Origin of the sequence: Microcystis sp. M144S2, assembly GCF_020246065.1 — a bacterium.
In the GTDB taxonomy this organism is placed as follows: Bacteria; Cyanobacteriota; Cyanobacteriia; order Cyanobacteriales; family Microcystaceae; genus Microcystis; species Microcystis ichthyoblabe_A.
The window spans coordinates 15102-33517 of the sequence record NZ_JADBTR010000006.1; the positions used below are offsets into that span (position 1 = coordinate 15102).

An 18416-nucleotide genomic window follows, 5' to 3' on the forward strand; every position below is an offset into this window, starting at 1 on the left:
GGATTAAGGGGGGCAGGGGCGATTAAGGGGGGATTTATCTTCAATTTAATTATAAATACTTACTTATAATTCATCTTGATTTAGTTGTCATTTGATCGAGAAATTGGCACAAAATCCACCCCAAAACTAGAACGAGAACCGCGTTTAACTACCACTAATTGCACAGATTGATTGCGATCGCCAGATGGTAAAAATCGCACTGGATTAGTCGCCCCAGGGACAGAAAAATCACTGCTTCTTAACGCCTGTTGAACTCCCTCTCGGCTAGATTCTGCCTTAATGCCAGCGATTAAAGCCTGGGTAGCGTCATAGGCGGTGGCAGTGCGCCAATTTACGTCTCCTTGCCACAATTGGCGGGAATTATTCACAAAAGGACTGTTCGGATTAGCCGCCAAATGCCAAGCGACAGCCACAACCATGTCCAGGGCATTTTTTCCGCCTACATCCAGAGTTTTGGGGCTATAAACGACATCACCCGCCACAATCGGTAATTTTTGACCATTGATGTGAACCACCTGCAAAGCCTTATCTAGGGTACCACTATCCCCAAGAAGGGCGATTAGATTTGCTCCCTCCTGTTGAGCTTGTTGGAGGCTTTTAGACGGGGAAAAAGTCAGGGAAGATAGATCAAATTCACTCACCACTTGACCTCCTCCTAATCCTAAAGCGGTGATAAATTCAGATTTTAGGGATTGACTATAATTACTTTGGGAGTTAAAAAATACCACTGCCTTGACGTTAGGATTTTTTTGCAAGCTAGATTCGGCTAATGCCCGTGCCGCCACAAAATCACTGGGAACAGAACGAAAAATATAGTCACCAAAATTGGAGAGTTTAACTGAGGTACTGACGGGGGAAATCATTACTAATCCTGCTTTTTGATAGATAGCAGCCGCCGCTAAAGAGGTGTCACTGCTAGTGTGTCCTACTACTCCTAAAATACTGTTGTCAGCCGCTAATTTTTGGGCAATTTGAACGGCAATTTCGGGATTATAAGCATCATCAGCAATGAGAACTTTTAAAGGAGTGCCATTAATTCCCCCAGCTTGATTGATTTGATTTTGAGATTGGGCAACTCCTCGTAAAACTTCTAGGGAGGTGTTGACACTGCCCCCAATTGGCACGGAAACGGCGATAGTATAGGACTTAGCTTCACCAATACGGGCGTTATTTAGGTAGATGAGAGCTTCCGGATCATTTTGATTAGCTCGCAGGGATTTTTCTAGGAGGTAAACTGCTTGCTGAAAGTCTCCTTTCCCGATTGCCTGTATGGCATCTTGTTTGTCCGAAGAAGCCCCTTCAACTATTAATAAGTTTTCCCCTTGACTAAATTTTGCTTGTGCCGATACCGATTTTTGCTCTGGTGATATTTTCTCGATTTCAGAAAGATTGTTTGGGTTATTTTTTCCTTGAAAACGATTGGATAACCACCAACCACCAGCCCCAAAAAATATTAGGGTAATCAGCAGGGCTAAAAGCAGGGTAACGGTCTCATTTTTCTGGCTCATGGGCTGATCAACTAAGATTAAATTAATGGTTTAATCGAGATTTATAGTTAATAAAAGTGGCTCTTTTTTGTTTTTAATAGGGCTAATTCAAGTCTGAATGGCACCACTATCCGATCTACCTTGATAGAATACCTCATTTGGGGTTTGATAGTCAAGACATTGTTTAAATGCGTCTTAGCTTATTAGGGATACTTTACCTTTTTGTTTGGGAATCTTCTAAATGTTTTACCAAAACATTGGAGGATAAAGGACCGTGTAAATGACTCCAGGGTAAAACCTGTTCTAAACGCCATTGTTGATGGACGTAATAATCTAGAGGGGGAATTTGTCCTTTTAGTTCCTTAAAAGCCCGTTTATAACTGCCTAAAGAATCACCGTAGCCACGGGTTAATTCTAACAGGGAAGTTAAGCGGCGATCGCCTCTAGACAATAGGGCTTGAATCACTGACCAATTATAACTCTCTGGGCGAAATTCTATGCCCTGTTTACCTAATTGTTTATCTAGATATTTTAATCTTTTTTCGGCCATTTTATTAACTCCAAACCACTGAAAAGGAGTATGAGATTTAGGCACAAATGTGCTGCAACCAAAAGAAATTCGCAGTCCAGAAGCGGCTTTTTTTAAGGCTATTAACATTTCCACAGTTGCCCCAATATCTTCGGCTTCTTCTCCCGGTATTCCCACCATACCATAGAGTTTTATCCCTTTTAAACCGCCCGCTTTAGCATTAATGGCAGCCTGGATAATTTCATCATTGGCTAACTTTTTGTTGATAATTTCCCGCAAGCGATCCGAACCACTTTCTACGGCAATAGTAATTGATTTGCTGTCTCTTTGGGATAAAATTCTGGCTAATTTTTCCGTGACGGTATTAGTTCTAACTGAAGCGATCGAGAGTCTGACTCCCTCAAATTTTGGTTGAAAAAGATAATCAAGTAAGGTTTCAAATTCAGGATGTTGGCTGACAGAAGCACCTAATAAACCCAGGCGATCGGTCACTTTTAAACCTTTTTCAATGGCGGGAATTAGAGATTCTAAACTAGCGGTACGAAAGGGTAAAGTTAGATAACTAGCTAAACAAAAACGGCACATTTCTGGACAACTTCGCACCACCTCTACCATATAAATATTCTCCCATGCCGCTTGTTTTGTCACCACCGTAGAAGCTGAAAGGGTACTACTGCGATAGGTTTGTTTACTAACAAAGGTAGGAACATTATTATCTATGGGTAGAATTGCCGTAATTTCACCTTCGGGACTATCATAATTAATGGTATATAAACTAGGAACATATACCCCCGGAACCTGGGCCAAATGACGGAGTTTTGTCGGGCGATCAGCGTTTCTCACCTCTTGATAGGCATTAATAAAATCAGCAATTAAATTTTCACCATCTCCCAATAAAATTACATCAAAATAAGCAGCAAAAGGTTCGGGATTAGCGGTTAAAACTGGCCCACCTCCGAAAATTATCGCTTGCCGATCTTGGCGTTGATGACTGTGACAAGGAATTTCTAAAGATTCTAACAGCGAGAGGATATTAACATAGTCTAATTCCCAGGAAAAGGAAAAGCCAACTAATTCGGGATAACGGGGTAAAGATTCTTGAAAATCCGTAAATAAACGACTAACTTGTATATCCGATCGCAGAGCTAAAGTTGCCCAAACAATTTGATAACCTAAACTGGTTATACCCACGGAATACTGATTAGGAAAGGCAAAAATAGTTCTAAGGGCATCACTGTGGGGTATTGCGGGAGTAAAGAGGAGTTTTTCGTCTTGTAAGATGGTCATTTCAGTTATCAGTTATCAGTTATCAGTTATCAGTGACTACCAGTAGTCTTCAGTAGCTTTTAATTTTCATTCTCTTGAAAGGGGAGACTTATTACCTCTTGTTTTTGGTCATATATAAGTTTAATTTAATCTGGAGGTGAAGGAGGGGCAAATATCTCAATATACAGTTATATGATCATATCTCAGGTTATGATGCTGGGGAGTCGGTGGTCAAGAACAAATTCAAGTTATACTTCCTCCCTAGGGATAGCTATTGTATTTACAGGAGATTTTCTCTTATATCCTAGCAATTTTCACAGCTTAACTAGGTGTCGATTGATCCCCTTCACCCCAGCCAGAACGAAATCTATGAATAATTCCGAAGAATACGTTATAATCATGGCGAAAATCCTAGATTTAACCATTCCTGATCGCTATTTAAATTCTGTGGTTGAAAACTGGCAACGCTTGCAAGAAATCGCCAGTTTAGTGACAGAATTTCCCTTAGAGGATGACGGGGAAAGCGCCCTCAGCTTTGAACCATGACTATTTGTGCGATCAATTTAGCTCGATCGATCCAAAATCGTCAAACTAGCGCCTTAGAAGTTATTAGCCAGACTTTGGCAGTGATAGAGGCGAAAAATCCCCATTTAAATTGCTTTACCGACATTTTACAGCCTAGGGCGCTCGCTCAAGCCCAAAAAATCGATCAAGCGATCGCCAATGGGGAATCCGTCGGTGTCTTAGCAGGAGTCCCCTTCGCCGTCAAAAATCTCTTTGATATCGAGGGTATTGTCACCCTTGCTGGTTCCAAAATCAATCGAGATCACCCTGCCGCCGGACAAGATGCGATCGCTATTCAAATCCTAGAAGCGGCTGGCGCAGTTTTGGTGGGGGCGACCAATATGGATGAGTACGCCTACGGTTTTGTCACCGAAAATGCCCATTATGGAGCCACTCCCAACCCCCTCGATCCTAGTCGCGTCTCGGGGGGATCCTCCGGCGGTTCCGCTGCTGCCGTTGCCGCTAATTTAGTGCCTCTCGCCCTCGGTTCCGATACTAATGGTTCGGTGAGGGTTCCCGCCGCTTGCTGTGGCGTGGTGGGGCTAAAACCCACCTTTGGGCGCGTATCCCGTCAGGGCCTATTTTTGTTCGTCAGTAGTTTGGATCATCTGGGATTTTTTAGCGGCAATGTGGCGGATATGGCGGCTATTTGGAGTCTTTTTGCCAAAAATAACCTTAAAGCCCCTTTAAATGGCTTAGAGGGGGTAAAAATAGCCCTTGCCGACGATTATTTTCAGCAGGGAGCCGAACCGGAAGTAATCGAGGCGGTGACAGCGATCGCCGAACGTTTAGGAGTTACCAAAAAAATCACCATTCCCGAAACCGCCCGCGCCAGGGCAGCCGCCTATATAATTACCGCTTCCGAGGGCGCAAATTGGCATTTACCGCGTTTACAGACCAGATTAGAGGATTTTGACCCCGCAACCCGGGATCGCTTCTTGGCAGGGGCATTAATTCCCTCTAGCTGGTATTTACAGGCTCAACGTTTTCGCCGTTGGTATCGTGATCGTCTGCGAGAGATTTTCAGCGAAGTCGATATTATCCTCACCCCGACGATTCCCTGTATTGCGCCACCATTAGGAGTAGAAAAAATGATTATTGACGGGCAAGAGCTATTAATTAGACCTAATTTAGGCAGATTCACCCAACCTTTTTCTTTTATCGGTTTACCTGCCCTTTCTTTGCCGATTAAACGTCCATCCCAGCTACCTTTAGGTTTACAAATCATCGCCGCCCCCGATCGCGAAGACTTAATCCTAAGGGTAGCCAGGGTTTTAGAAGAAATGCTCATAGATATCCCGCATAAGTGAGATCTCAAGGGCGCACTTAATCCTAAAATCCCTAATTTAAGGACATATAGGCAAAAAGGTCATTTTTCTAGTCTAAGTAAACAATCTATTCGTTTTTTCTTTTCCTGAATGCTGACTACTGGCTCGGAGACTCCTTTTCAATGGTTGATAGAGTCTTATTTCCTTGAATTTAACTCGATTTCTCGACTCATTAGAACAATTCGAGCCTATAATATAACAGGTTCAAATCGAGAATCAATCTTTTTATTGCCATCTATCTGCAAGGAAATCTATGAAAATTGTCATCCCGATCCTATTTTATAGCAAAGGAGGAGTGGAAAGAGTCATTATCTCTTTAATACCCAGCTTATTAGAATACGTCGAACAAATTATTATCGTCCTCCCTCGTAAGGAAATTGAATATTTTAGATCTTTAATGCCCGATTCCGATAAACTCATCTACGAGAATTTTGATTTTTATCCCCAGAGTTTTGAAACAAAATTAATCTATTTTTATGGTCTTCTAGCGAATTTTTATAAAACCCTAGGACTAACTTCTATTCATCGTCTTTTCTCTCGTAGAATTGAACTTTTACGCAGCGAAGCAAGAATTAATCAGATTATCAAGCGTTACCAAGCTGATCATTGTTTGTATGGGATGACTAATCGGATTTCTCCCCCCAATGTCAAGGTTACTTTAAGTGGCATTATTTATGATGTCTTTTGGCAATTTGCTCCCTTAACTTACTCAGAATCCTATCAAGAACCCTACAATGAAGCGTTAAAAGAATGGTTAGATCGGGCTGATATACTGTTCACAATTTCCCAAAAAACTAAAGAAGATGTTTTAAAAATTTTTCCTAATGTTACCTATGCTAGTAAATTAAAATCTGTACCCTTAGCTGGATTTATCGATGAATCTAATCTCAAGAGTAATTTAGTCAAAAGTGATCTAGTTACTTTTTATTTTCCCTCCTCTTTTGGTATCTACAAGGATCATACAACTTTGCTCAAAGCAGCCATTAAACTAGCTAAAAAAGGTTTAAAATTTCAAATAGTTTTTATTGGCAAAGAAACCGATAATCTAGTTAATGGAAATCTGCAATTGTCTCAACAGTCCCAAACTCAAGAATACCAAGATTATCTCAAAGAATGTACCCGACTTTATCGGGAAAATAAAGAAATTTTCGAGAGTCACATCAAGGGATTAGGTTATCAAGACTATGAAACCTTGCAATTTTATTATCAAACCTGTTCCTGTGTGGTATTTCCCTCAAAATACGAAGGTTTTGGATTAGCAATAGCGGAAGCCATTTTACAAGGTATTCCCGTTATCGCTGCCGATTTAGAAGTGTTTCAAGAACAGGTAGAATTATATAATTGTCCCGAAAGAGTGCAATTCTATCCTAGGGGAGATGCGGACAGTTTAGCCAACTGTTTAGAACAATTTATCCTTAATCCAATTCCTCGCTTGTTACCCGAAGATATCCCCAATAAAATTAATCTCTGGACTTGGGAAGATGTGGCGAAAAAATATGTAGAACTAATCAAAGAAAATGCAGGTTACTGATCTCTATATCTACCCGATTAAATCCTGTCGAGGTATTCAATTATCCCAAGATGAAGTGACTCCTAAAGGTTTACTCTGGGATCGAGAAATGATGTTAGTGGATGCCGAGGGTAAATTTATCACTCAAAGGGAATATCCGCAATTAGCCAGGGTTTCTGTCACGATTACAGGAGATAACTTTTCTCTGAAAACATCTCAAGATTCCCTGACTTTCCAGCCTAATTTCACAGGAGAAAAAAGAGCGGTTCAAATCTGGGAATCCCAAACCCTAGCCATGGATCAAGGGGATGAAATCGCCGAATGGTTCCAGAAAATTCTCGACATTCCCTGTCGTTTAGTGCGACAATCTCCCGATTATCCACGTTCCGCGAATCCTCGCTATGCAGGGAATGATCATACTCCCGTCAGCTTTGCCGATGGTTATCCAATTTTATTAACTAATACTGCTTCTTTAGAGGACTTAAATCGGCGTTTAGTCGCACCAGTGCCGATGAATCGTTTTCGTCCTAATATTGTTATTAGTAGCGATCGAGCTTTTAGCGAAAGTAGTTGGCAAAAGATCACAATTGGAGAGATAAATTATGCTCTAGTTAAACCCTGTAGTCGCTGTATTATCACCACCACCGATCAAGAAACAGGTAGGAGAAATCCCCAGCAAGAACCTTTAAAAACCTTAAGCACTTTTCGCCGTTTCCCCGGGGGCATCATGTTCGGAGAAAATGTCATCCCCGAAAAGACAGGTACAATTAAAGTCGGCGATCCTATTACCGTAATCTAGAGATCTAGAGATATAGGGGGATAGGGGTTATCAGTTATCAGTTATCAGTTATCAGTTATCAGTTATCAGATGTGAGTTTTCAGTTCACTGATTAAGTACCTAAGCAAAATTAATTACACATATCTAACCCCGCTCTTGCCTATTGCCTTTTGCCTCTTGCCTATCTTCACTAGGAAATTAATTTTGCACGACTACTTACTGTTCACTGTTCACAGCAAAAAACTCCCCACTCCCCACTGATAACTGTGCGGGCATCAAGGTTAAGATAAATAACCATAAGAACAATACTTGATTAGAGACACTGAAACCATGCCCCTTGATACCGCATCGATTTTAGAAGTATTACGTCCCGTTCAAGATCCAGAACTGCAAAAAAGCCTAGTGGAATTGAACATGATCCGCAATGTGGCGATCGATGGCGGAAAAGTTAGCTTTACCCTAGTTTTGACCACTCCCGCCTGTCCTTTGCGCGAATTTATCGTGGAAGACTGCCAAAAAGCCGTTAAACAGCTGCCCGGGGTGGAAAGTGTCGCTGTGGAGGTAACTGCCGAAACCCCGCAACAAAAAGCCTTACCCGATCGCCAAGGCGTGGAGGGGGTTAAAAATATTATCGCCGTTTCCAGTGGTAAGGGCGGTGTGGGGAAAAGTACCGTGGCTGTCAATATCGCCGTCGCCTTGGCTCATTTAGGGGCAAAAGTGGGGCTATTAGACGCGGACATCTACGGCCCCAACGCCCCGACAATGTTGGGCTTAAATGACGCACAAGTGACCGTACAGGGCGCAAATGGCGAGATATTGGAACCCGCTTTCAACCATGGCATCAAAATGGTTTCCATGGGCTTTTTGATCAACCCCGATCAACCGGTAATCTGGCGCGGTCCGATGTTAAACGGCATTATCCGTCAGTTTCTCTATCAAGTCAATTGGGGCGATTTAGACTATTTAATCGTCGATATGCCTCCCGGTACCGGGGATGCACAATTAACTTTAATTCAATCGGTTCCCCTAGCGGGTGCGGTGATTGTCACCACTCCCCAGACGGTTTCTTTAATTGATGCGCGTCGGGGTTTAAAAATGTTCCAACAGCTAGGGGCGCGGGTTTTGGGTATCGTGGAAAATATGAGTTATTTTATTCCCCCCGATCAGCCCGATCGCTCCTATGATCTATTTGGGTCCGGTGGTGGGGAAAAAACCTCGCAAGAATTGGGCATTCCTTTACTGGGATGTGTACCTCTGGAGATAGCCCTACGAGAAGGTGGTGATACTGGTGTACCGGTAGTCTTGGGGCAACCAGAATCGGCCTCAGCTAAAGCCCTAATAGCGATCGCTCGTCAGGTGGCGGCGAAAGTATCCGTGGCAGCCTATAGTTAGGGTTTGCGGCAAAAAGTTTTTCGGTGGGGGCAGGGTGTGGGGTGTAGGGTGTAGGGTGTAGGGTTTTACCCATTTTCAGGGAAAAAGTCCCTAAATTTTCCCCCCAATCACTCCAATGTCCGGTACTTTTGGATTTCAAAAAGGTCTAAAAGTCTTATCGAACAATGTTTTTAGATTTATTGAGCAAACCCTAGTTAGTTAGTAAATTTGGGGAGAGAAATGGTGAGAAGACAGTCCCTTGTTAGTAGGAAACTAAGCGGTTTTGGTGAGCAGTTTAGCTTCATTTTCCGTGATATAGCCCAAATTGATTGGCTTTTGTTCGTTTTGGTGACGGGTTTAACCGTTTTCGGTGGTTTAATGATTCGTAGTGCCGAAAGACATACCACTGCTCTCGATTGGTGGCAACACTGGTTATTCGGATGCGTGGGAGTGGCGATCGCTTTATTTCTGGCCCGTTGTCGTTACGAAAGTCTGCTGAAATGGCACTGGTTAACCTATCTTCTCACCAATCTCTCCCTAATTGCGGTAATTGTCCTAGGGGTGACGGCGAATGGGGCGCAAAGTTGGATTAATATCGGCAGTTTTAACGTGCAACCGTCGGAATTTGCCAAGGTAGGTTTAATTATCACCCTAGCAGCCCTCCTACATCATCGTCCCGCCGATAATCTTTTTGCGATCGCTCGTGTCTTTGTCGTCACTGCCATCCCCTGGGTGTTAATTATGGCGCAGCCGGACTTGGGGACGGGATTAGTCTTTGGGGCAATTACCCTAGGCATGATTTACTGGGCTAATGCGAAACTGCCTTGGATGATTATCCTCTTATCTCCCCTCGCATCGGTTTTTCTGTTTAATTTACTTTTTCCTGCTTGGATTGTTTTAGCAATTATCATCGCTGTGCTTGCTTGGTTTACCCTTCCCTACCGTTTTTTATCTACTTTCATCGTGGTGGCAACTAATCTGGCAGTGGGTAAATTAGGCGAGGTTTTTTGGGGTTTATTAAAAGAATATCAAAAAGATCGTTTAACCCTATTTCTTCACCCAGAAAAGAATCCTTTGGGGGGAGGTTATCAATTAATTCAATCCCGCATTGCCATCGGATCGGGAGAATTATTGGGACGGGGATTACACCAAGGCACCCAAACCCAATTAAATTTTATTCCCGAACAACACACCGATTTTATCTTCTCTGTAGTCGGGGAAGAATTCGGTTTTGTCGGCAGTATTCTAGTTTTAATAGCTTTCTGGTTAGTTTGTTGGCGTTTGTTAGTCATTGCTAATACTGCTAAAGAAAACTTCGGTTCTTTAATAGCGATCGGTGTTCTCTCGATGATCGCTTTTCAGGCAATTCTTAATATTAGCATGACCGTGGGATTAGCCCCGATTACAGGGATTCCTCTACCTTGGTTAAGTTATGGACGTTCATCTTTATTAACCAATTTTATCGCCTTGGGTTTAGTGGAATCCGTGGCTAATTATCGCCCCCGTAAGCGTTTGTACTAAGGAGAACGCCATGAAAGTGACCTATGATCCGGTCGTTGATGCTCTCAAAATCACCTTAAGTAATGTGCCAATTACAGAAAGCGACGAGCAGAGTCCGGGGGTGATTCTCGACTATGACCAGTGGGGGAACGTGGTGGGGTTAGAAATCCTCAATGCTCAGGAGCGGATGGACAATCCGCAGTCTTGCGAATATTCGATTCTGACAACTAAACCAGAATTTGTCGCCAGTTAAGAGAGACAAAAAGAAATTTAAATATAGGAATTTCCCACTGATATGAAAGAATCGCCTAAAGTTGTTTTATTGTTGACCCATAGCGGCGATTTTTTCACGATTGACCGCGTGGCTGAGGCGATAGAAAAAAAAGGAGCCACACCTTTTCGCTTAGATACCGATAAATTTCCCTTAGAGGTTCAACTAACAGCCCAATTTAATGGTAAAAAAAGTTTTTATCAATTAACCTATAAACATCAATCTATTGATAGTGAACAGGTGCAATCTGTTTGGACAAGACGTATTTGGCAACCTGAACTAACAGGGGATTTAGATTCTCAGTTTCGGGAGGCTTGTGTGCGAGAATCCCAGACGACTTTGGCTAGTTTTTGGGATAGTTTAAGGTCGGCGCGTTGGTTAGATAATTTAGCGCAAATTGAGAGGGCTAAAAATAAGTTATTACAACTTCGTTTGGCCTCAGAAGTTGGCTTGATTATTCCCCCCACTTTAGTTACCAATAATCCTGATGCTGCCCGGGAGTTTTTTTCCCAGGTTCAGGGACGAATGGTGAGTAAATTGTTAACTGCGATCGCCCGCAGTATGGAGTCGCCGGAATTTTTTCTTTATACCAGTAGGGTGAAAGCAGAAGACCTTGAGGAAGCGGAATCTTTACGCTATTGTCCCATGGTTTTTCAAGCGGAAATTCCCAAACAATTAGAATTGAGAGTTGTCGTGGTTAATGGACAGACATTTGTGGGAGCTTTAGAATCTTCTCAGTATAATAATTCTGCCGTAGATTGGCGAAGACCGGGTATTGATCCTGGTGCTTGGCAACATCATACTTTACCTGATTCACTATTGCAGCAACTTCAGATTTTTATGGCTAATTTAGGGTTGAATTTTGGTGCGTTTGATTTTATCTTAACTCCTGGGGGAGAATACGTTTTTTTAGAAGTTAATCCGGGTGGTGAGTGGGGAATGTTAGAACGGGATTTAGATTTACCTATTTCTCATGCGATCGCTGATTTTTTAGTATGCTAAAAATCAAACCAAAACCTAATCAGGATTTTGAGGATTTTAGGATTATCAAGATTCTCAATCCAAAATCTAATCAGGATTCTCAATCCCAAATCATCCAGGAGATTTATGACCGTTTTACTTGTTACTTTTAGCCACGATAATGAAAGTATTCCTCTGGTAATTAAAGCCATAGAAACGATGGGGAAAAAAGCCTTCCGTTTTGATACTGATCGCTTCCCTACAGAGGTGAAAGTTGATCTTTACTCAGGCGGTCAAAAAGGCGGAATTATTACCGATGGAGAACAAAAATTAGAGCTAAAAGAAGTTTCTTCTGTTTGGTATCGACGCATGAGATACGGACTAAAATTACCCAATGGGATGGATAGTCAATTTCGCGAAGCTTCTCTTAAGGAATGTCGGTTAAGTATTCGAGGAATGATTGCTAGTTTATCTGGTTTTCATCTTGATCCAATTGCTAAGGTAGATCATGCCAATCATAAACAATTGCAGTTACAAGTGGCGCAACAATTAGGTTTATTAATTCCGGGGACTTTAACTTCTAATAATCCTGAAGCTGTCAAGCAATTTGCTCAGGAGTTTGAAGCGACAGGAATTGTGACTAAAATGCTTTCTCAATTTGCTATTTATGGAGACAAGCAAGAGGAAATGGTTGTTTTTACCAGTCCTGTTACTAAGGAAGACCTAGATAATTTGGAAGGTTTGCAATTTTGTCCCATGACTTTTCAGGAAAACATTCCTAAAGCTTTGGAATTACGCATCACTATCGTCGGTGAACAAATATTTACGGCGGCGATTAATTCCCAACAATTAGACGGTGCTATCTACGATTGGCGAAAAGAGGGAAGAGCGCTCCATCAACAATGGCAACCCTACGATTTACCGAAAACTATTGAAAAACAACTACTAGAATTAGTGAAATATTTCGGTCTTAATTATGGTGCAATTGATATGATTGTCACACCAGATGAACGTTATATCTTTTTAGAAATTAATCCCGTTGGCGAGTTTTTTTGGCTAGAACTTTATCCTCCTTATTTTCCTATCTCCCAGGCGATCGCTGAAATCCTAGTTAACTCATAAACCAACAACTACAGAGCCAGAGTATTTTATCGCATCGACGAGGCTCTGACTCCCGATTTCCCCCCCGACTACTGACTTGAAAGAGGGTGTAGGGTGTGGGGTGTGGGGTGTGGGGTGTAGGGTGTGGGGTGTAGGGTGTGGGAAGTGGGGAAGTGGGGAGTTTTCTCAGTGAACTGATAACTGATAACTGATAACTGACTCCTAACCCCACCAACAAACTTTTTCAGCAAACCCTACTTAATTTCCAGACCAAGACTTTCTCTCGTGCTTCTATCAGATCCATGCCGATTTTTTCTAAAACTCGCTTTGAAGCTATATTATCGGGAGCGCAGCCAGCGGTCACTGTTTGCATACCAGGTTGAAAAAGTGTCCAGTCCATCATTGCTTTTGTCGCCTCGGATGCGTAGCCTTGTCGTCGATATAACGGCGCTACTTGATAGCCAATTTCTACAGCATCTGTGGGTAAACCTGTGGCATCAGGAATAATTTTGATCATCACATGACCAATAAGAGTATTTTCTGTTTGATGAATAATTAAACTCCCCCACCCCCACTCATTTTGTAAGGGGAATTGCAGCAAAATATTCGCAATATCAGGTAAAGCTTGAATCAACTCTTGTTCGGCCCAGTCAGCTGCAACTTTTACCCACAAAATTGTTGCTAATTCATCGATACCTATAATTGCGGCCTTGAGAAGTTCAAGCTTGAAGGGGACTAAATATAATCGTTCCGTCACCAGTTTTTCCAGTGCTTTCATTTGATAAAACTACTATATCAGTTATCAGTTATCAGTTATCAGTTAGTAGCTTGTTAATCAACTTATACCATTTCTCTAAATGAAAACTACACATCGAATTTAAGTCACCCTTTTTAAGGGGGATTTAGGGGGATTAAACTTCTGTAGTCAGACTTTGGAGAATTGGTATTACCCAGCAAAAACCTCATTCTCTAGTTCTCCTGAGAGGGGGAAGTCTGAAAAATTTTCCCTACCCCCTACACCCTACCCACCACACCTCATACCCTGTCTCACTTTCAATCTGTTTGTCACCCCATTAGCTATATTCTCACCCATTTTAAGGTTTTTGGGTCTTTATCGTAACGATAATTAAAACCATCTTTGGCAGTAATAATTTTACCTAAACTGGCTCGATTACGAACGCTACTTAAAGAATAATCAGTTAGGGACTGCATTTGTTGATGGGACAAACCTTCGGCTATTTCAGAAACTCCGGCAATTTCCGCATCATGCTCAGTTTTAACCTCAGACAAAGTCTCTATTTTTACCGCCGAAAAATTTTCTGATTTTTTTGACATCATCACTAGGTTATTCACTTTTTTGCGCTGATAATCTTCTACAGTTGACAGCTGCCAATGGGAATTTTCTGTTAACTCTAAGACCCATCGATGATAATTAAATAAACTTTCCCGATGACCAACACTAATAAAAGTGGTTTCACTTTCCTGTAATTGCTGATATAAGCTGGCTTCATTGGCCAAATCTAAAGCGCTGGTTGCTTCATCTAAGATAGTAAAAGTGGGTTTAGTGATTAATAGTCGAGCAAAAGCTAGTCTTTGCTGTTCTCCCAGAGATAAAATTTGTTCCCAGTTTACTTCTTTATCTAAGCTATTTTTGTCAGTTAATAAATGTTGCAGGTTGACTTTTTTTAAGATGTTTTCTAATTCTTCATCGCTCACCTGATCATTGGTATGGGGATAAAGTAATTGCTGGCGTAAAGTGCCAAGGATAATATAAGGACGTTGGGGTAAAAATAACATTTTAGCTAAAGGAGGACGCACTAAACGACCACTACCTGCTTTCCATAAACCGGCGATTGCTCGTAACAAGGAACTTTTTCCTCGACCACTGGGGCCAATAATCAGTAGGCTTTCTCCCAAAGGGACAGAAACCGATAAATTCTCCACAATTACCTTTTCATAATCGGGAGTTTGTAGGGTAAAATTTTCAAAAGCTAGACGATTATCTTCCAGGGTGATAATACGACTTAAGTTTTTCGGCTCTTCACTGGCAACTTTTAAGGCATCTGTCAAGGTAGCTAACCGTTCAATATAACTGGAAACTTTACCCGATGTTCCCCATTCAGTAATTAATTGTCCCAAGGCATTAGAAAAAAGGAAACAGCATAAACTCGCTTGACTAATTTCTCCATAATCGATTTCGTTTTTAATAAACATCGGGGTCAAAATAAACATTGAAAATACACTAATCGCTGACTGATAACCTCGATTAAAAAGATTATTAAACCGTTCCCAATTGATCAGTTTTTCCGAGCTTTGAATAACCCGTTCAAAACGGCCTTCAATGATTTTTTCTTCCTGCTCTTCTCCCTGAAAAAAAGCAATGGATTCGGCGTGGTTACGCACATGGGTTAAAGCATAATTATAATCAGCTTTGTTATTAAGTTCAGATTGATTAATTTTGTTTAATTCTTGAGTTAGATAAATTGCTATTAAATTTCCTGCGAGCGTATAAATTATTAGATAAACCGCAATTTGCCGAGAAATTGTCCAAAGAATAATCGCAAAAGTAATCATTTGTAACCCTTTTTCCACGAAGGTAATTAACAACCTTAGGGTCATGGTCGTAATTGGTTCAATTTCTTGAGATAATCTTTGATCGGGATTTTTTAAGTTCGAGGTAAAATCAATGTTATAATAAGCGCGATAATTGAGATATTTTTTGACGGTTTGTTTCGTTAACCACTTATACCAATCTAATGCCACTTTGCGACGAATAAATTGAGAAAAAGCAAATAATCCCGTTGTTCCTATAATCAACAAACTGGATAACCACAGCGTATTTAGATATTTAGAAAGATCTCTATCTTCAATAATAATATCGAGTACATAACGATTCCAGTAGCTACTAAAAGCTTCTACCCCCACCGTTGCCAAGATACTTAAAAGAATCAAAGCTGACATTCCCCAAGAAATGATCACATCTCCAAAGGCACGTCCATTTAACTCCGTTGGATACCAATAGGGTTGAGCCACAATTTTTAGGCTTTCCCAAAATTGACCAAATAGTGAAAAGGGATTCTTGGCGGACTGGTCGGACACAACAGGGTTTTCCGTTGCTTGTTTAGTAGTATATTGGGGCATCTAGATCCAATTGGCAGTTCTTTTACTGTTCTCTTGACAACTCGCTATCATATTTTAGCGGCAGAATTACCTCTTATTGTCTTTTGGTAACATTTTTATCTCGAAGACGAAAGTGACCGATGATCCGGTCGTTGATGCTCTCAAAATCACCTTAAGTCATCTGCCGAAATGCTCAGGAGCGGATGGACAATCCGCAGTCTTGTGAATATTCGATTCTGACCACTAAACCGGAATTAGTCGCCACTTACCCAGTCCCAGTCTCTCAGAATACTGCCAACTATGGCGAGAAAGCTCTGAGATAACTAAGAACTACTTGACCCACTTTTGTTACTGTGGCACTTTAGATACTGTTTACTGTTTACTGATCACTGAAAAACCCCCATCTCTCAATCTCCGTCATCCTCAAAATGATTAGCTAACAGGAATTTTCGACTGGTATTCAACTCTTGCCAAAGCTGGTTAATTTTCTCGTAAGCTTCCGTGGAGGTAAGCTTTCCCCCAGTGTGTAAACCAGCGATAAAAGAGACTCTCAGGGCGAATTCCTGCAAGTTAGCGTTAAAAACTAAATTTTGTGGCGTGAATAAACCCCTGTAGCTGGTTTTAGGGTAGAGAAAGTTATCTTTAGAATTGAATTTTTCCATTGTGACCAACCCCCCAGTATAGGATATCTACATTATTATATATTTAACCTTTTGTTAACCCAAGCTTAACCTAAGAATTTAAACCTGTCTCTAGATTCTTAAGAGAGTAGCTGCTCAACTTGATTAGCCGCCGCTATCCCGGAAGTTAAGGCCGTTTCTAGGGAAGAATTTCTCGATAAATCTCCCCCTTGACACCAATCACCACAGGCAACTAGAGGTAAAGGACTATTAACACTTAAACAGGGTACAGCTAAACCCTGACGGACTAAAGCATAACGCCAACGGTGCAGCTGAGACCAATCCGGGAGAGGCAAAGAAGCGCGAGCGAGTAAATCTAGCTTAACTGCTTCTAAATCCTCGCTATCGAGATATTTAACCGCAAAATCTCCACTACTATGCACAACAAAGACATAATCAGGGGATGATTGCCGTTTACTGCTATCAAGTCCTAACCAAGCGATATCGGTGGCGGGAGCAACTGCGGGTAAAGAAGCGCCATAACCCGCCATTACCGTTAAACAGGGATCGTAAACGATTGATCGCAATTCTGGCATAGTAGTTATGAGAGAGTTTTCTAATAATAACGCCGCTTGCGGGGCGGGAATAGCCAGGACAATCACCGAAAACTCCCCCCGAATTTGACCGTTATTGTTTAAAAACCATTTTTCTTGATGATTTTCCAGACGAGTAACCAGAAAATCTCGTTCAATTTCTAAACCTTGAGCTAAAAATTTCGCCACGCTGTTGATGCCAGAAGGAGCAACATAGCTAGAATCAAACCAAGAAGTAACTATATTCTCTCTCAGCAGATTATCAATTAAAGCCGCCGTTTTTTCGCCCTGAATAGTCAAAAAAGGCAAGCCATGATCTACGGCAATCACTTGATTAGCTCGATTAACCCGTCGCGTGGCTAAACGACCACCAATGCCTCTAGACTTATCAAATAGCTTAACAGTATAACCTCGATCGCACAACTGACGAGCGCAGGTTAACCCGGCTAAACCCGCACCAATGATCCCAACCTTAATCGAAAAATTTGTCACTAGCCTTCCTAATCCTGTGAACCCTTGAGTTAATATTAGTAGTAATCAGCACTAGCGAAACTAAGTTGATTATTGGGGCTGAGGAGGACAAACCACATTGGACGAACTACGCACAGCTTTGGAGTTAGCCACCGAGGAGGAACTACAGCAAATCACTAACATCCTCTTTTGCCGTCGTTTTAACCCTCTCGATTATCTACGAGCGCCGGACGCAATCGCCGTTCAAAGTCAAGATTGGGATAGTTGGTTAGATAGCGTCGAGGATCGTTTTCGTTATTTAGCTGCCGATGGTGTGACAGTATTAAAAGGTCAAACCGAAAAAGTTAGTTATCGTCAAATTCTCGTCCGTGTCTGTCATTTCCTCAAGGTTCCCTACTCCCAAAAAATGCCGACAACGGAAATTGAAGCGGAAATCTATCTTCACCTCGTTAACAAAGCTTGGAAACGTCTCCCCCCATCGGAACAAAAATCCCTCTCGATTCAAATTCAAAAGGCGCTCGCGGATTCCCACACTCCCCAACCCTTACCCGTTCACCTACAACACAATCCCCTCGATATAGTCCTCAAAGGCGGCAGCGTCATCGCCGTTAATTCTATCCTGAAACCGATTCTGCTTAAACATATCGCCGGGCAGTTCGCTCTCCATTTTGCCCGCTATCAAGGGGCAAAAACTGCCCTAGTCCAGGGTGGGGCAATTGTTAATCAAATCGCCCTACAAACGGCTAAACAGGGCATGACTAGGGCGGCGGCCCGGTACGGAGCGGTCAGAACCGTGTTAAGTTTGGTGGGACCGGCTTTATGGGGTTGGTTTATTGCTGACCTCGGTTGGAAAGCGATCGCCACCGATTACGGCCGGATTATCCCGACTATTTTTGCCCTTGCCCAAATTCGTCTGACTCGTGAGGATTGTTGGCAACCTGCCTAGC

16 protein-coding genes are annotated in these 18416 nt (G+C 41.9%); 10 read left to right on the top strand and 6 right to left on the bottom strand.

Annotated features, from left to right (window positions below):
• Positions 1–80: 80 nt before the first annotated feature.
• Both IM462_RS00720 and IM462_RS00725 read right to left on the bottom strand, forming a co-directional pair.
• Positions 81–1508 (bottom strand): ABC transporter substrate-binding protein, encoded by a 1428-nt coding sequence (locus IM462_RS00720; RefSeq protein WP_287700579.1) that lies wholly within the window; start codon positions 1506–1508, stop codon positions 81–83.
• A gap of 193 nt (positions 1509–1701) precedes the next feature.
• A complete protein-coding gene (locus tag IM462_RS00725; RefSeq protein ID WP_287700578.1) occupies positions 1702–3303 on the bottom strand; it encodes a B12-binding domain-containing radical SAM protein in 1602 nt (533 codons plus the stop codon).
• Between the two features lie 348 nt (positions 3304–3651).
• Between IM462_RS00725 and IM462_RS00730 the strand changes: the two genes are divergently transcribed.
• From IM462_RS00730 to IM462_RS00770, 9 genes are all read left to right on the top strand, one after another.
• On the top strand, positions 3652–3828 hold the full coding sequence (locus IM462_RS00730) for a DUF4089 domain-containing protein (RefSeq protein WP_069474623.1): 177 nt from the start codon (positions 3652–3654) through the stop codon (positions 3826–3828).
• Positions 3825–5156, top strand: coding sequence for an AtzE family amidohydrolase (locus tag IM462_RS00735; protein WP_287700576.1), 1332 nt, complete (start codon positions 3825–3827; stop codon positions 5154–5156). Before IM462_RS00730 ends, IM462_RS00735 begins: the two co-directional genes overlap by 4 nt.
• 271 nt (positions 5157–5427) lie before the next feature.
• Positions 5428–6705 (top strand): glycosyltransferase, encoded by a 1278-nt coding sequence (locus tag IM462_RS00740; protein ID WP_287700574.1) that lies wholly within the window; start codon positions 5428–5430, stop codon positions 6703–6705.
• Positions 6692–7483, top strand: a complete 792-nt coding sequence (locus IM462_RS00745) for an MOSC domain-containing protein (RefSeq protein ID WP_287700572.1) — start codon at positions 6692–6694, stop codon at positions 7481–7483. Before IM462_RS00740 ends, IM462_RS00745 begins: the two co-directional genes overlap by 14 nt.
• A 309-nt stretch (positions 7484–7792) precedes the next feature.
• Complete coding sequence (locus tag IM462_RS00750) at positions 7793–8854, top strand: Mrp/NBP35 family ATP-binding protein (protein WP_002733003.1); 1062 nt, start codon at positions 7793–7795, stop codon at positions 8852–8854.
• 219 nt (positions 8855–9073) lie between these two features.
• On the top strand, positions 9074–10354 hold the full coding sequence (gene rodA / locus IM462_RS00755) for a rod shape-determining protein RodA (RefSeq protein WP_287700571.1): 1281 nt from the start codon (positions 9074–9076) through the stop codon (positions 10352–10354).
• A gap of 10 nt (positions 10355–10364) precedes the next feature.
• Positions 10365–10586, top strand: coding sequence for a DUF2283 domain-containing protein (locus tag IM462_RS00760; protein WP_069474626.1), 222 nt, complete (start codon positions 10365–10367; stop codon positions 10584–10586).
• A 42-nt stretch (positions 10587–10628) separates the two neighbouring features.
• Complete coding sequence (locus tag IM462_RS00765; protein WP_287700570.1) at positions 10629–11606, top strand: MvdC family ATP-grasp ribosomal peptide maturase; 978 nt, start codon at positions 10629–10631, stop codon at positions 11604–11606.
• Positions 11607–11711: 105 nt separating this feature from the next.
• A complete protein-coding gene (locus IM462_RS00770) occupies positions 11712–12686 on the top strand; it encodes an MvdD family ATP-grasp ribosomal peptide maturase (protein ID WP_287700569.1) in 975 nt (324 codons plus the stop codon).
• Positions 12687–12909: 223 nt separating this feature from the next.
• On the opposite strand, the gene IM462_RS00775 is transcribed toward IM462_RS00770, so the two are convergent.
• From IM462_RS00775 to IM462_RS00790, 4 genes are all read right to left on the bottom strand, one after another.
• Complete coding sequence (locus tag IM462_RS00775) at positions 12910–13443, bottom strand: GNAT family N-acetyltransferase (RefSeq protein ID WP_287700567.1); 534 nt, start codon at positions 13441–13443, stop codon at positions 12910–12912.
• 299 nt (positions 13444–13742) lie between these two features.
• Entirely contained in the window at positions 13743–15806 is a 2064-nt protein-coding gene (locus IM462_RS00780; protein WP_287700565.1) for an ABC transporter ATP-binding protein/permease, read from the bottom strand.
• Positions 15807–16192: 386 nt separating this feature from the next.
• Positions 16193–16447 (bottom strand): DUF7219 family protein, encoded by a 255-nt coding sequence (locus IM462_RS00785; RefSeq protein ID WP_104395982.1) that lies wholly within the window; start codon positions 16445–16447, stop codon positions 16193–16195.
• Positions 16448–16545: 98 nt separating this feature from the next.
• Complete coding sequence (locus IM462_RS00790; RefSeq protein WP_287700563.1) at positions 16546–17490, bottom strand: NAD(P)/FAD-dependent oxidoreductase; 945 nt, start codon at positions 17488–17490, stop codon at positions 16546–16548.
• 97 nt (positions 17491–17587) lie between these two features.
• Here IM462_RS00790 and IM462_RS00795 point away from each other — a divergent pair, with 97 nt between their 5' ends.
• The gene (locus tag IM462_RS00795; RefSeq protein WP_287700561.1) at positions 17588–18415 is read left to right on the top strand and encodes a YaaW family protein; all 828 of its coding nucleotides are present in this window, start codon (positions 17588–17590) and stop codon (positions 18413–18415) included.
• Position 18416: the final 1 nt, after the last annotated feature.

Bases quoted from the DNA above. Each gene is read 5' to 3' on its own strand.
- IM462_RS00720 (WP_287700579.1), bottom strand. From the start codon at position 1,508: ATGAGCCAGAAAAATGAGACCGTTACCCTGCTTTTAGCCCTGCTGATT.
- IM462_RS00725 (WP_287700578.1), bottom strand. From the start codon at position 3,303: ATGACCATCTTACAAGACGAAAAACTCCTCTTTACTCCCGCAATACCC.
- IM462_RS00730 (WP_069474623.1), top strand. From the start codon at position 3,652: ATGAATAATTCCGAAGAATACGTTATAATCATGGCGAAAATCCTAGAT.
- IM462_RS00735 (WP_287700576.1), top strand. From the start codon at position 3,825: ATGACTATTTGTGCGATCAATTTAGCTCGATCGATCCAAAATCGTCAA.
- IM462_RS00740 (WP_287700574.1), top strand. From the start codon at position 5,428: ATGAAAATTGTCATCCCGATCCTATTTTATAGCAAAGGAGGAGTGGAA.
- IM462_RS00745 (WP_287700572.1), top strand. From the start codon at position 6,692: ATGCAGGTTACTGATCTCTATATCTACCCGATTAAATCCTGTCGAGGT.
- IM462_RS00750 (WP_002733003.1), top strand. From the start codon at position 7,793: ATGCCCCTTGATACCGCATCGATTTTAGAAGTATTACGTCCCGTTCAA.
- rodA (WP_287700571.1), top strand. From the start codon at position 9,074: ATGGTGAGAAGACAGTCCCTTGTTAGTAGGAAACTAAGCGGTTTTGGT.
- IM462_RS00760 (WP_069474626.1), top strand. From the start codon at position 10,365: ATGAAAGTGACCTATGATCCGGTCGTTGATGCTCTCAAAATCACCTTA.
- IM462_RS00765 (WP_287700570.1), top strand. From the start codon at position 10,629: ATGAAAGAATCGCCTAAAGTTGTTTTATTGTTGACCCATAGCGGCGAT.
- IM462_RS00770 (WP_287700569.1), top strand. From the start codon at position 11,712: ATGACCGTTTTACTTGTTACTTTTAGCCACGATAATGAAAGTATTCCT.
- IM462_RS00775 (WP_287700567.1), bottom strand. From the start codon at position 13,443: ATGAAAGCACTGGAAAAACTGGTGACGGAACGATTATATTTAGTCCCC.
- IM462_RS00780 (WP_287700565.1), bottom strand. From the start codon at position 15,806: ATGCCCCAATATACTACTAAACAAGCAACGGAAAACCCTGTTGTGTCC.
- IM462_RS00785 (WP_104395982.1), bottom strand. From the start codon at position 16,447: ATGGAAAAATTCAATTCTAAAGATAACTTTCTCTACCCTAAAACCAGC.